Source organism: Clostridium sardiniense (assembly GCF_050584765.1).
GTDB lineage: Bacteria > Bacillota > Clostridia > Clostridiales > Clostridiaceae > Clostridium > Clostridium sardiniense_A.
The window spans coordinates 137,448-151,157 of record NZ_JBNOOR010000003.1 but is presented as its reverse complement, the minus strand read 5'-3'; the positions used below and the strand labels follow the sequence as shown (position 1 = coordinate 151,157).

Here is a 13,710-nt window from a genome sequence, read left to right as displayed (position 1 = left end):
AAGCACAAGGAATAGGGAATTTAACCCTATTCCTTTATTTTATACTTCATGGTAATTGGTTCTACTAAAAATAATGTAATTAGAGCTATTATTACAAATGGAATGTAGAAGGGAACAATTCCTTTTGATGATAGGATTTGAGATATACCATAGCCTATAACCAAGCATATTCCTGCAACGAAAGTATTAGATAAGGTAGCTATTAAAGGTGTTCTGCAATGAGGACATTTTGTAACTCTACTCATTTTTACTTGAGTAACTTTAAAATCTTCTTTACATTTAGGACACGTTTTAGTGAAACTAAACAAAGTAATCACCTCCTAATTTAAATATATTATACAGATTATACCATATATGACTTCATATTAAACAAAAACCTCATCTATTAGATGAGGTTTTTAATTAAAAGAATATATTTGCCATTAGAACAATAACAGGTAGTGTTATAATAGTTCTTTCAATAAATAATATTATTAAGTCTTTTAAACCAACTGGAATCTTTGATCCAAGTAAAAGTCCACCAACTTCTGACATATAGATAAGTTGAGTAACTGAGATACAAGCAACTATAAATCTTGTCATTTCACTAGTTATGCTAGTTGCAAGAACTGATGGAATAAACATATCAGCAAATCCAACAACTAATGTTTGAGCAGCAGCGGCAGCTTCTGGAACACCAAGTAATTTTAATAATGGAATAAATGGTGTACCCATAACTTGGAATATTGAAGTGTATTCTGCAATCATAAGTGCAATTCCGCCCATAGCCATAACTATTGCAAGAACACCAATCCACATATCTAGTACATTTTTTATTCCTGATATAACAAATTCTTTTGGGTCAGTATTGTCATTAGCCTTTTCTACAGCTTTTTCAAGTCCCCAAGAAAATGGAGTATAGCCTTCTGGTATAACTTCTAAATTTTTTGAGTCCTGACCGCCAAAGTATTCATCTTTCTTTCTTGAAAGAGGTGGTATTCTAGGGATTATTATTGCAGCAACTATTCCTGAAAGTGTAACTGTTAAATAAAATGGTAGGAACATATGAGCAAGTCCTACTTGAGATATTATAACTAGACAGAATGTAATTGAAACAGCAGAGAATGTTGTACCAATTACAGCAGCTTCTCTTTTAGTATAAAAACCTTGTTCGTATTGTTTTGAAGTTAAAAGTATTCCAATACTTCCATCACCAAGCCATGAAGCTATACAATCAATTGAAGATCTACCTGGTAAGTTAAATATAGGTCTCATGAATTTAGTAAGAAGTGATCCAACAAATTCTAAAAGTCCAAAATCTAAAAGTAGTGGAAGTAAGAATCCTGCAAATAGGAAAACTGCTATTAGTATAGGTAATAAATCATTTAAAACAAGTCCGCCAGTATTTTCTGACCATATGAATTCTGGTCCAATTTCAAAAAATGCACATATAACAAAAATCATTCCTAAGATTCTAGCAATAAACCATAGTGGTGTTACATTAAATAAATTATTTAAATAATTATTTTCAGTTAAAAATTTTGGTTTAAATAACTTTATAACGACACTACCTATAACTGATAATGAAATAAGTATTAATGCCATAAACTTAAGTAATTCTGTAAAATTTCCCTCAATAAAATTAGCCATAAATGCTATTGGTATAGTTATCTGTCCCTCTATTTTCATTGGTATCATAAATAAAGATATTCCAATTAAAGATGGTATTATAAATTTAAACAATGATTCCGGGTGATACTTAGTATTTACCTTTTCCATAATTAACTCCCCTTTATATAAACTTTATGCATAATTTCCTTATAAATATACAATATATATACATAATAACGTAAAATATAAAAAAAAGATACCCTTTTTAATAAAAATATTCATAAATTATACATAAAATATTAACAGGGCGACCTAAAATAGCCATGCATCAGGGAAGAAAAAATACAGATACTATTAATGTAAAAAGAGATGAAGGAGGGTGAATTGCAATGACAATGGCACAAAATGCACAGGATATGCAAAATACTCAAGGTGCACAAAACGTTCAAGGTGTACAAAATGCGCAAGGTGCACAAAATGTTCAAGGTGTACAAAATACGCAAGGTGTACAAAATACGCAAGGTGCACAAAATGCGCAAAATACACAAAATGCAATAGAAAGTGTAAAGGGCTGCTTAGATGAATTAAATAAGGCCAAAACAAAATTAAATGAAGCCATTGAATCGGCAGAAAAAGAGCAAAATAAGAGCTTAATTCAAAATTCCTTAAAGTCAGTTGATCAATCAATAAATAGTGTACAATCTACAATCAATAACTATAAAGAGAGCAGTAAATAGATTGATAAAACATTAAACAAAAAAAGAACTATCAATTATAATTGATAGTTCTTTTTATAGTTAAATTTTATTAATTAATCTTCTTCCCAATCCATTGATCTCTTAACAGCCTTTTGCCATCCAGCATAATATTTATCCATATCAGCCTTAGAAGCTTTAGGAATGAATGTTTCACCAATGCATTTCATAGACTTAATTTCTTCTTTGTCTTTCCAGAATCCAACTGATAATCCAGCTAAATAAGCAGCACCAAGTGCTGTTGTTTCTACTATTATTGGCTTTTCTACCTTTTTACCTATTAAATCAGATTGGAATTGCATTAAGAATTTATTTCTACTTGCACCACCATCAACGCTTAAAACGTTTACTTCGCAATTTGTATCAGAAACCATTGCATCTAAAACATCTTTAGTTTGATAAGCTATTGATTCTAAAGCTGCTCTTATCAAATGATTTCTATTAGATCCTCTAGTTAATCCAAGGATTGCGCCTCTGGCATACATATCCCAATAAGGTGCACCAAGACCTACAAAGGCAGGTACAACATATACTCCACCATTATTCTTAACTTTTTTAGCAAAATATTCAGAATCAGCAGCATCATTTACTAATCTTAATTCATCTCTAAGCCATTGTATAACAGCGCCACCAACAAATATAGATCCCTCTAAAGCATACTGAACATTATCCTTAGTACTTGCTGCTATTGTTGTTAGAAGTCCTTTATTACTTTTAACCATTTCATTACCTGTATTCATAAGTAAGAAACAGCCAGTACCATAGGTATTTTTAGCATCACCTTTATTAAAGGCAGTTTGTCCGAATAGAGCAGCTTGTTGATCACCTGCCATACCTGAAACTGGAACTCTAACTCCACCTGTTCCACCTAAATTAGTGTATCCGTAGATTTCTGATGAGCTTTTAACTTCTGGGAGCATACTTTGAGGTATGTTTAATTCATTTAATAATTTTTCATCCCATTTTAAATCTTTTATATTAAATAGCATAGTTCTTGATGCATTAGTATAGTCAGTTACATGAACCTTTCCATTTGTAAGCTTCCAAACAAGCCATGTATCAACTGTTCCAAATAATAATTCACCTTTTTCAGCCTTTTCTCTAGCGCCTTCAACATTATCAAGTATCCATTTTATTTTTGTTCCTGAGAAATAAGCATCTATAACTAATCCAGTAGTATCTTTTATATATTCTTCTAATCCTTTTTCTCTTAATTTATCGCATATAGGGGCAGTTCTTCTACATTGCCAAACTATTGCATTATATATAGGAGTTCCTGTATTTTTATCCCAAACTATCGTAGTTTCTCTTTGGTTTGTTATACCTATTGCTGCAATTTCATCTTGATTTATATTACTTTTAGCTATAGCTTCTTGAAGCACTGCAAATTGAGATGCCCATATTTCCATAGGGTTATGTTCAACCCATCCTTCTTTTGGATATATTTGAGTAAACTCCTTTTGGCTAACTGCAATTATATTTTGATCTTTATCAAAAATAATCGCTCTTGAACTTGTAGTTCCTTGATCTAATGCTATTACATATTTTTTCATTCCACTCACCTCTAAATTAAAAATATTAATTATCTAAATAAGTATATAAATGTAAATGCTCCAACTAGTGCTCCTAAGATAGGTGCAACTACAGGAATCCATGCATATTTCCAGTCAGAATCTCTCTTTCCTGGCACTGGTAAGATTGCATGAGCTATTCTTGGACCTAAATCTCTCGCAGGATTAATTGCATAACCTGTAGTTCCTCCAGAACTTAAGCCTATTGCCCAGATTAGTAGTCCTACAGCAAGTGTATTTAATCCATTTGCCATTGGAACTGCACTTATTCCTAGAATAGCAAAAACTAATAAGAATGTTCCTATAAATTCACTGATGAAATTAAATTTACCATTTCTTATAGCTGGGCCTGTACAGAATACTCCAAGCTTGCCATCTTTATCATCAGTTTCTTCGAAATGATTATAATATTGAATAAATACCAGTAAAGCACCTAAGAAAGCACCGATCATTTGAGCGGTTATATACATAGGAACTTGACTCCAAGGGAAATCCCCAATAGATGCTAATGCTAAAGTTAGTGCTGGATTAAAATGAGCACCACTTGTAGCACCAAATATGAATGCAGGAATAGCGACAGCAAAAGCCCAGCCAGTAGTAATAACCATCCAGCCACCATTTGTGCCTTTTGTTTTTTTCAAGACAACGTTTGCAACAACCCCATCACCTAAATAAATTAGGATCATTGTTCCAATCATCTCAGCTAGAAAATTGATCATAAAAATACCCCCATTAGAATTAATTTTTATAATATGAACATTAGCAATAGGTTAAAAATATTGTTAATGAACAAATCAAATAATCTTAGGTTACATAATAAAATAAAAAAGCTAAGCAAAAAGATGACAATCTTCTTTATGCTTAACTCTCTAAATCTCTATCACACAAATTATATTCATTTTATTTAATTATCAAACGTAAATGTATTTTTATTTATTGAAAATGTTTACAATAATAGTATAACACTTTTGACTAGATATGTAAAAAGATTTTTAGGGAGTAAAAACAATTTATAAATATATTATTTTAATATGCTTTTAATATAAAAATAATGAATAATAGGTTACTTATTTTAACAGTTTTAATAAAAAACATTATATTTTTGAGGTATACTATATAAAGTAATTAAACTTTTATAGTAAATATAATAATAAAAAGATATAATAAAATCAGTTTAATAAATAAAATTAATACAAGGGGCTGTACACAATATGAGCAATAGAAATGAAATAAAAGATTCAAAAAGAATAGTTATAAAAGTAGGAACGTCTACATTAACTTACGAGAATGGAAATATTAATTTAACTAGAATCGAAAGATTAACTAGAGTTATATCAGATTTAATGAATTCTGGCAAAGAAGTTGTACTTGTTACATCAGGTGCAATTGGCGTTGGAAGTAGCAAGTTAAAGCTTAAAGAAAAACCCCAAAGTATTAGAGAGAAACAAGCAGTTGCATCAATAGGTCAATGTGAATTAATGCATATATATAGTAAATTTTTTGGAGAATATAGCAATACGGTAGGTCAAGTATTACTTACTAGAGATGTTGTTGAAGATGATCATATAAGAAACAATGTATGTAATACATTTAATACATTATTAGAAATGGGAGTAATTCCAATAGTAAACGAAAATGATACAGTTTCAATTGATGAAATAGAGAATATAGTTAAGTTTGGAGATAATGACAATCTGTCAGCTATAGTTTCACGACTTTGTGATGCAGATCTTCTTATAATACTTTCAGATATAGATGGATTCTATGATAAAGATCCAAGAACTAATGAAGATGCTAAGCTTTTAACTGAAGTTCATGAAATAACAGAGGAATTAGAAGCAGCGGCAGGTGGTGCAGGAACAAGCTTTGGTACAGGTGGAATGATTACTAAGCTTGCAGCTGCAAAGGTTGCAAATAGTTCAGGAATAAATATGATTTTAGCAAATGGTGAGGAACCAAAGATACTATTAGATATAGTAAATGGAGAAAATATAGGAACATTATTTTTAAAGGGTAGGAAGGAGAATTAAAGTGAGTGAGTTAATTGTAAAAGGGCAAAAGGCAAAGGAAGCATCATATGTATTAGCTAATCTTACCACTACGGATAAAGATAGGGCTTTAGAGAATATGGCAAAAAAGCTTTTAGAAAAGTCAGATGAAATAATAGTGGAAAACAAAAAGGATTTACAAAAGGCAGTAGAAAACGGAACAAGTAAAGCTATGCTCGATAGATTATCATTAGATAAAAGTAGAATAGAAGGTATGGCAGATGGATTAATGCAAGTTATAAATCTGCAAGACCCTGTTGGAGAAGTTATAGGAATGTGGAATAGACCAAATGGACTTCAAATTGGTCAAAAGAGAGTTCCTATGGGAGTAATCGGAATAATATACGAGGCAAGACCAAATGTTACTTGCGATGCAGCTGGGCTTTGCTTAAAGACAGGAAATGCAGTAATATTAAGAGGTGGAAAAGAAGCTATAAATTCAAATATGGCGATAATAAAGGTTCTTAGAGAAGGGCTTAAGGAAGCAAATCTTCCAGAAGATGCCGTTCAACTTGTTGAAGATACAAGTAGAGAAGTAGCTACAGAGATGATGAGATTAAATGATTATATAGATGTCCTAATTCCAAGAGGAGGATCAGGACTTATAAATGCGGTAGTTAATAATGCAACTGTTCCTGTAATTGAAACAGGTACAGGAAATTGTCATATCTATGTGGATTCAGAGTGTGACTTTGAAATGGCAAAAGATATTGTAGTTAATGCGAAAACATCAAGACCAGCAGTATGTAATGCAGCAGAAAGTTTAGTTATACATGAAGATGTTGTAGAAGAATTACTTCCAATACTTGCAGAAGCTTTAAGAGAAAAAGATGTACTTTTAAAAGGCGATGAAAGAGCAAGAGAAATAGTAAAGGATATGGAAGAAGCTACAGAAGAAGATTTCTATAAAGAATTCTTAGACTATATAATGAGCGTTAAGGTAGTAAAAAATATAGATGAAGCTATAGCTCATATAAATAAATATAATACTGGACATTCAGAAGCTATTGTTACAAAGAGTTATGAGAATTCTCAAAAATTCTTACAAAGGATTGATGCAGCAGCTGTTTATGTAAATGCATCAACAAGATTTACTGATGGATCAGAATTTGGATTTGGAGCTGAGATTGGAATAAGCACTCAAAAGCTTCATGCAAGAGGACCGATGGGACTTAAAGAGCTTACAACAGTTAAATATATTATATTTGGTAATGGACAAATTAGATAAATAAGTTATGAATAATTAAGCTCGCTCTAAGATTTTAGAGTGGGCTTTATATAAAAGGAGGAGAGAATTTTATGAGACTTTGTATTGAAAAGTTTGATGAACTTACAAGAGATGATTTATATAGAATCTTACAAGAAAGATTTGAAGTCTTCGCTTGTGAACAAAAAATAACATGTGAAAATGAATTTGATGGAAAGGATAAAGATTGTATACATATATATGCTAAGGATGGCGATAAAATAGCAGCTTATCTTAGAATATTACCAAAAGGGATTGGATATGAAGATGCACCTGGTATAGGGAGGGTGTTAGTAAAGAAAGAGTATAGGGGTTATGGACTTGGGAGAGTTGTATTAAGGGCAGCTATAAAATATATAAAAGAAAATTTTGATGATAAAAAGATAAAATTATCATCTCAAGCATATATAAAGAGTTTATATGAATCAGTTGGATTTTCAGTAGTATCAGATGAATATGAGGAAGCGGGAATTCCTCATGTTAAAATGATTTATAATGTATAGTAAAAAGCCTTCAGACGGTAAGTCTTGAAGGCTTTTAAAGGTATTATTGAAAGTAAGTTTGGTCAGTTCTTAAAAAATCAAGTAACTGCCTCTTACCATAAATTATCTGAATATTCAAATAAATTATACTATAAATTATAAATAAAATCAAATTACATCTATATCAAATTACATTTATATCAAATCAAATCCATATCTAATATATATTATGAATTCTGGTAAAATATGTTACAATTAATTTATAGATAAACACTAAAAAGGGAGAGTGTATGGGGGATGTTTATAAAAAAGCATAAAAGGGGAATAGCATCACTTTTAATAGTGGGAAGTTTCTTCACTACTATATTATTTGGATGTTCTAAAAAGGAAGAGGTATCAGCTACTCCAAAGGCTAATGGATTTCAGTGGGAAGTAAAAAAGGATGATAAAATTATGTACTTAATAGGTACGATGCATCCTATAAATAAAGGGTATGATTACTTTACTGATACTGTAAATAATATAGTTAAAGAAACAGATGTACTAGCAGTTGAAATTAATCCAACACAGGATGAAATATTAGAGGTTAATGCCGATGGAGTATATAGTGGGGATGATTCCATTGAAAAAGAATTAAGTAAAGAGCAAGTTGAGAAACTTAAGTCAATATGTAATGAAACTGGAATTGAGTATGAAAAGATAAAAATATTAAAGCCTAATATGATTATAAATAATCTTGAAGCAGTTTTATATGATAAAGCAGGTCTTACTATGGAAACATTTGATGATATGTTAATGAAGGAGATAAAAGATAGTAAAAAAGAGGTAGCCCAATTAGAGTCTATTGATTTTCAAATGGATCTTTTGAAACAAATAAATGGAATAAAAGCATTAAAAGCTACTTTAGATGCTCACGAAGAAGGAAAATTCATAGAAAGTGGGAAAGAGGTTATTAAGTATTCAGAAGGATTAATGGATGGATACGTAAAAGGTGATACAAAGGTAATGGAGGATGCGATAAAAACTCAAAAGCAAAGTCCAGAAAGTTATGATCTTATGATAACTAAGAGAAATGAAGCGATGGTTAAAAAGATGGAAAAATTCTTTGATGAAGATAAGACATATACTATAGCCGTTGGAGCACTTCACTTCTTTGGAGATGATGGAATCGTTAAAATGATGAAAGATAAGGGCTATGAAGTTAATATAATGGAATAATAAAAATATTAAAGGCAAGATGCATCTTAAATAAATAAGGTGTATCTTGTTTTTTCATAAACAGTTTATATTAAGCTAATTAAAATTTAAAATCATTATATTATAATGATTTTAAGCGTAGTTGAATCAAGTGAATTGAATTTTAATAAAAACGTATTTTATTATATAGGTAAAAGTATATGATTATTATAAAAATAAAATATTTTACTTATATATAGTGTGATCATATAATATAATTAAAGTTATTTAATGATGATTTAAATGAATTGATAATTATAAATAAATTGATAACTAACGACAAGGTAAGATAAGAGGTGATTATTAAATATGAAAAAATATTTAGATAAATTAAAAAATTACCCTATTGGTATAAGTGGTACATGTTTAGCATTTATAACATTAAGTAATTCTTGGATAATAAAAGATGTGAATTATTTCAAACCAATAGCAATTTTCATTGCAGTATGCATGTTAGCATTAATGTTAATAAGATTAATTAGATTTCCAAAAGTTATGTGGGAGGAATTAAAAAATCCTGTTACAGGTACATTTTACCCAACTATTGGTATGGTAGTATGGCTTGTATCAGCATATTTCTACCCTAGTTTCCCAGTTCTTTGTAGTTACTTATGGATTGGTGCAGCAGTATATCACTATGCAATAGTAATTTTCTATACAATAATAAGAATTAAAGAGAGAAAATTTAGTAATATAATGCCAACTTGTTTTATTGTATATACAGGTATGATAACAGGTAGTGTTGCTAGTAAAGGAATGGATGGGGTTATACCTCAAATTCCACAAATAGCTCATTTCATGCTTATGTTTGGATTTGTATTTTATACACTATTATTACCATTAGTTCTTTATATAGTATTTAGAAGTGAAAAACTAGATGATCATAAGCTTCCAACAGTAGGTATAATTTGTTCACCAGCTCCACTTGGAGTAGTTGGAATATTAACAATAGAACCAAATCCAAATAAATATATGTTAGCTTGGTTAGTTATTACAGGATTAATTTTACTTGTAGTTGTATATGGATACATTTTGAAATTATTTAAAGAAGGTTTTAAACCAGCATATGCAGCATTTACATTCCCTTTAGCTATAGCAACTCTTGCAGCATATAAATTATCAGATTACTGCATGGGATTAGGAAATATATCATTAGGAAATGTTTTTGAATTATTAGGAAATATAGAAATATTTATAGCAACTTATGTAGTATTATTTATATTACTAAATTTCTTAAATATGTTTATTAAAGCTATTAATCCTAGAGCGGGCAAATATATAGAAAAAGAAGAGAAGATAATAGGTGGTTCTTTATATTCTAAATAAGATAATAGAAGTATTAAAGGCAGGTTGCATCTTTAAATAAAAAAGATGTAACCTGTATTTTTTTATTTTAAGAATTAGATATTTCATTATTATATTTAATATCTAAATTATCCTTTGGAATAATTTTAAGTTCGATAGTTCCTTTTGATTTTTTGGCACATAGTTTTATTGAAAAATCTTGTTTATCATTAGAATTTATCACCATAGATCCAGATTTATTAGATGGTATTTCATTAATGATATTATCATCCTTATCAACAACATAGATATTTAAATTGCCACCTAAAATTTTGCTATCGTATTTAATAGTAAAATTACCATTATCTTTAATATGAATTTTGCTTAAAGTAGTAATTCCAGATAATTTTTTGAAAGCTACTAATTGTTCATTATTGTTTTCCTCACTATCATAATATAGTGCTGAAGTTTTTTGTTCAGGATCTTTTAGTAGTTCCTGTGGATTGTGAAATGCAAATGCTGTAAACGTTTTAAAGCATAGGAAAATAATAATGGCTAAACTTGCTGATATAATGGCCACTCTTCTTTTGTTAATCATCTTCATAGAATATCATCCTCTCATCATATGGAAATAATACTAAAAATTACTTATATACTTATTATACTACAAGACCTAGATAATAAATAAAAGTAGCATAAGCTACTTTTATTTATTGCATGTATTCAAACTCTCTATATTAGATAAGTTTCTTATTTTATATATATTCAGTATTAACCCAATTAACATTAAGTTTATTATTCCTGAAGTTCCACCATAACTTAAAAATGGAATAGAAATTGGTATGTGTGGGGCCATTCCTAAATTCATAAGAATACTATATATAAACTTAATACAAAGAGTAGTAAGCAGTATAATCACTAATGATTTATTGTAAGTATTTTTTACTTTCATTAATATTTTTGATATTTTAAATAATAAGAATCCACATAATGAAATTGTGGTAGCTCCTGCTAAGTAGCCAAATCTATATATTATAAAAATAAATATAAAATCACTATGAGCTTCTGGAATTAAATTAGGGATAAAGTTATTAGCTTCACCTATTAAAACAGAATTATGAAGAGCAGTTTGTATTTGATTATATATATAAGTGCTACCTTGTGGATCTAAATATGGATTTAAAAATGAAGTTAATCTCTCAATTCTATAACTATTCAAAGCAAGTAAAAACAATAAGAAGCATACAAAAATAGGAATTAGTATATATTTATTTTTATATTTTTTAGTTTTTAAAATTGCACATACTCCAATAAAATATATAGCTATGCAAGAAATACTACGAAATGCAATCATAAGAATTAATGGCATAAAGCATAGAGTGTATACCTCTAGAAAATCCATTTTAGTTGTACATTTTTTAAATTCTTTAACTAAATTGCATAATGAAATTAGTATAAGTATAGGAGAGAGTTCTAATATATTTATAGAAAAGGAACCTAATACTAAAAATGATCTACTACCGCCTACCACTGTCCCAGAGAATAAGCAAAGTAATAATAACAATATAGATATTATATATATTTTTTTAGACGATACCTTTAATTTAATATAATTGAATGAGCTACATAAAAATAGTGAAACTATTCCTATGAAAGAAAATATAATACTTTTATTAATATATAATTCTCTTACATCTAAGTAATTTGATGTAAAAGTTAAAGAGACTAATCCTATAGATAATATTAATAATGTTGATATTAATATACCCCATTCAATTGATGGTTTATGGATTTTATTTAAATCCTCACCAACCTTTCTATAATCACCCATAATCGTAACTGCATTTTCGATAGCTCCTTCCTCATCTGACCCCTTATCTAGATTTGAAAGAAATCTATCTTCAATGTGGCACAATAATTCCGCACGTATCTCATTATGCATTCTAGTATTTTTTATATTTGAGCAAACATTGTCTAAGTAGTCATTAACAAGCTTATTATTTTCTATATTCATGCTGTAGTTCCCCCTAAAACTTTATCTACAGTTGTACTAAATAAATTCCACTCATCTTCTTTTTCTTTAAGATGTTTTTTTCCTGTGTTAGTGATGCAATAATACTTCCTTTTTCTTTTAGTCTCTCCCTCTTTCCAGAATGATTCAATGGCACCTTCTCCTTCAAGTGCATGGAGTATAGGGTAGAGTGTACCTTCATTGAAGGAGAAAACTCCATTTGAGGTTACTTCAATTTCCTTGATCATTTCATAGCCATACATTTCTTTTCTGTTTAATAACCCAAGAATAAGAAGCGATGTACTACCTTTCATTAATTCCTTATTTACCTTCAAGATTATGCCTCCTTTATTTTAGACTAATGGTTTTACTAAGATATTTAATATAAAGTAATTTATATTAATAGTTTTGGAACCATTAATTCCGAATTCAAATTATACCTAGATAATCTATGCATAGATTATCTAGGTATAATTATATTAGAATATATTTACAAATACAATACTTTTATCCCAAAAAATACTAATTATGCAAAAGGAAGTTATATTAAAATATAAATTTAAAGTCAGTATTTATGGCTTTATATAAGTGTAAATTTAGACTAGGACTATAATTCTAAATATTATTATTGTAAAATAATAGAAAGCAAAAGGTGAAAAACTTTATAAGAATAAATGTTAATTATATTTAGGAGTGAACTAAAAATATTATGGATAAAAAATATACACTAATAACTGGCGGAACAAAGGGGATAGGTATAGAACTTGCGAAGTTATTTGCAAAGGATAAAAATAATTTAATTATAGTAGCAAGAAAAGAAGATGAGCTTAAAAGAGTAAAAGAAAATTTAGAAAAAGAATTTAATATATCTGTTGAAACTTTAAGTTTAGATCTTAGTGTGGATAATTCTTGTGAGAAACTTATAAAATTTGTGGAAGAAAAGAATATGGTTGTGGATAACTTAATTAACAATGCTGGTTTAGGAAGTTTTGGATATTTTGATGAAATAGATGTGGATAAAGATATAAAACTTATAGATATAAATATTATAGTGTTAACTAAGCTTATAAAATATTTCTTACCAAAAATGAAAGAGAGAAAATCTGGCGGAATACTAAATGTGGCATCTACAGCAGCTTTCGTTGGTGGACCTAAAATGAGTACTTATTACTCTTCAAAAGCATATGTACTTACATTATCAGAGGCACTTTATGAAGAGGCAAAAGAATTTGGAGTTAATGTAAGTTGCCTTTGTCCTGGACCAGTTAAAACATCTTTTCAAGAAAATGCAGGAATTATAAAATCAGAAAAGGCAAAGAAATATTTAATGGATGCAAAGGATGTTGCTAAAGAAGGTCATGATGGATTTAAGAAAGGTAAGGTTATTATAATACCAGGTTTTAAAAATAAATTAATTGTAATAGCTACAAAATTTTTACCTAGAAGCATAATAAGAAAAATAATATTTAGTACAAATAAATAGGAGG

The 13,710-nt window shown here is 29.0% G+C and carries 14 protein-coding genes; 7 read left to right on the top strand and 7 right to left on the bottom strand.

Going from position 1 to position 13,710, the window contains the following annotated elements; genetic code table 11:
- Positions 1–26: 26 nt before the first annotated feature.
- A complete protein-coding gene (locus ACQPUW_RS14530; RefSeq protein WP_430838213.1) occupies positions 27–308 on the bottom strand; it encodes a hypothetical protein in 282 nt (93 codons plus the stop codon).
- A gap of 94 nt (positions 309–402) precedes the next feature.
- Positions 403–1,758 carry a YjiH family protein gene (locus tag ACQPUW_RS14525; protein ID WP_430838212.1) on the bottom strand — a complete coding sequence of 452 codons (1,356 nt, stop codon included), beginning with the start codon at positions 1,756–1,758 and terminating at the stop codon, positions 403–405.
- 221 nt (positions 1,759–1,979) lie between these two features.
- Here ACQPUW_RS14525 and ACQPUW_RS14520 point away from each other — a divergent pair, with 221 nt between their 5' ends.
- Positions 1,980–2,327, top strand: a complete 348-nt coding sequence (locus tag ACQPUW_RS14520) for a hypothetical protein (RefSeq protein WP_430838211.1) — start codon at positions 1,980–1,982, stop codon at positions 2,325–2,327.
- 74 nt (positions 2,328–2,401) lie between these two features.
- On the opposite strand, the gene glpK is transcribed toward ACQPUW_RS14520, so the two are convergent.
- Entirely contained in the window at positions 2,402–3,898 is a 1,497-nt protein-coding gene (gene glpK / locus ACQPUW_RS14515; protein ID WP_430838210.1) for a glycerol kinase GlpK, read from the bottom strand.
- A 29-nt stretch (positions 3,899–3,927) separates the two neighbouring features.
- A complete protein-coding gene (locus ACQPUW_RS14510; RefSeq protein ID WP_430838209.1) occupies positions 3,928–4,635 on the bottom strand; it encodes an MIP/aquaporin family protein in 708 nt (235 codons plus the stop codon).
- 492 nt (positions 4,636–5,127) lie between these two features.
- Between ACQPUW_RS14510 and proB the strand changes: the two genes are divergently transcribed.
- The 5 genes from proB (at position 5,128) to ACQPUW_RS14485 (ending at position 10,254) form a co-directional block, all read left to right on the top strand.
- Positions 5,128–5,946 (top strand): glutamate 5-kinase, encoded by an 819-nt coding sequence (gene proB / locus ACQPUW_RS14505; RefSeq protein WP_430838208.1) that lies wholly within the window; start codon positions 5,128–5,130, stop codon positions 5,944–5,946.
- A 1-nt stretch (position 5,947) separates the two neighbouring features.
- Entirely contained in the window at positions 5,948–7,192 is a 1,245-nt protein-coding gene (locus ACQPUW_RS14500) for a glutamate-5-semialdehyde dehydrogenase (RefSeq protein ID WP_430838207.1), read from the top strand.
- Positions 7,193–7,263: 71 nt separating this feature from the next.
- Positions 7,264–7,713 (top strand): GNAT family N-acetyltransferase, encoded by a 450-nt coding sequence (locus ACQPUW_RS14495; protein ID WP_430838206.1) that lies wholly within the window; start codon positions 7,264–7,266, stop codon positions 7,711–7,713.
- A gap of 276 nt (positions 7,714–7,989) precedes the next feature.
- On the top strand, positions 7,990–8,910 hold the full coding sequence (locus ACQPUW_RS14490; RefSeq protein ID WP_430838205.1) for a TraB/GumN family protein: 921 nt from the start codon (positions 7,990–7,992) through the stop codon (positions 8,908–8,910).
- A 327-nt stretch (positions 8,911–9,237) separates the two neighbouring features.
- A complete protein-coding gene (locus ACQPUW_RS14485; RefSeq protein WP_430838204.1) occupies positions 9,238–10,254 on the top strand; it encodes a TDT family transporter in 1,017 nt (338 codons plus the stop codon).
- A 67-nt stretch (positions 10,255–10,321) separates the two neighbouring features.
- Here the strand turns inward: ACQPUW_RS14485 and ACQPUW_RS14480 are convergent, their stop codons facing one another.
- The 3 genes from ACQPUW_RS14480 to ACQPUW_RS14470 all read right to left on the bottom strand — a co-directional run bounded on the left by ACQPUW_RS14480 (position 10,322) and on the right by ACQPUW_RS14470 (position 12,558).
- Entirely contained in the window at positions 10,322–10,816 is a 495-nt protein-coding gene (locus tag ACQPUW_RS14480; RefSeq protein WP_430838203.1) for a hypothetical protein, read from the bottom strand.
- A 102-nt stretch (positions 10,817–10,918) separates the two neighbouring features.
- Positions 10,919–12,226, bottom strand: coding sequence for an FtsW/RodA/SpoVE family cell cycle protein (locus ACQPUW_RS14475; RefSeq protein ID WP_430838202.1), 1,308 nt, complete (start codon positions 12,224–12,226; stop codon positions 10,919–10,921).
- Positions 12,223–12,558: a PadR family transcriptional regulator gene (locus tag ACQPUW_RS14470; RefSeq protein WP_430838201.1), complete on the bottom strand. Its 336-nt coding sequence runs from the start codon at positions 12,556–12,558 to the stop codon at positions 12,223–12,225. The genes ACQPUW_RS14475 and ACQPUW_RS14470 overlap by 4 nt, the downstream gene beginning before the upstream one ends.
- Before the next feature lie 374 nt (positions 12,559–12,932).
- Here ACQPUW_RS14470 and ACQPUW_RS14465 point away from each other — a divergent pair, with 374 nt between their 5' ends.
- Complete coding sequence (locus tag ACQPUW_RS14465; RefSeq protein ID WP_430838200.1) at positions 12,933–13,706, top strand: SDR family NAD(P)-dependent oxidoreductase; 774 nt, start codon at positions 12,933–12,935, stop codon at positions 13,704–13,706.
- Positions 13,707–13,710 lie beyond the last annotated feature (4 nt).

Coding starts and splice junctions, on each gene's coding strand:
- ACQPUW_RS14525 (WP_430838212.1), bottom strand. CDS start 1,758: ATGGAAAAGGTAAATACTAAGTATCACCCGGAATCATTGTTTAAATTT.
- ACQPUW_RS14520 (WP_430838211.1), top strand. CDS start 1,980: ATGACAATGGCACAAAATGCACAGGATATGCAAAATACTCAAGGTGCA.
- glpK (WP_430838210.1), bottom strand. CDS start 3,898: ATGAAAAAATATGTAATAGCATTAGATCAAGGAACTACAAGTTCAAGA.
- ACQPUW_RS14510 (WP_430838209.1), bottom strand. CDS start 4,635: ATGATCAATTTTCTAGCTGAGATGATTGGAACAATGATCCTAATTTAT.
- proB (WP_430838208.1), top strand. CDS start 5,128: ATGAGCAATAGAAATGAAATAAAAGATTCAAAAAGAATAGTTATAAAA.
- ACQPUW_RS14495 (WP_430838206.1), top strand. CDS start 7,264: ATGAGACTTTGTATTGAAAAGTTTGATGAACTTACAAGAGATGATTTA.
- ACQPUW_RS14490 (WP_430838205.1), top strand. CDS start 7,990: ATGTTTATAAAAAAGCATAAAAGGGGAATAGCATCACTTTTAATAGTG.
- ACQPUW_RS14485 (WP_430838204.1), top strand. CDS start 9,238: ATGAAAAAATATTTAGATAAATTAAAAAATTACCCTATTGGTATAAGT.
- ACQPUW_RS14480 (WP_430838203.1), bottom strand. CDS start 10,816: ATGAAGATGATTAACAAAAGAAGAGTGGCCATTATATCAGCAAGTTTA.
- ACQPUW_RS14475 (WP_430838202.1), bottom strand. CDS start 12,226: ATGAATATAGAAAATAATAAGCTTGTTAATGACTACTTAGACAATGTT.
- ACQPUW_RS14465 (WP_430838200.1), top strand. CDS start 12,933: ATGGATAAAAAATATACACTAATAACTGGCGGAACAAAGGGGATAGGT.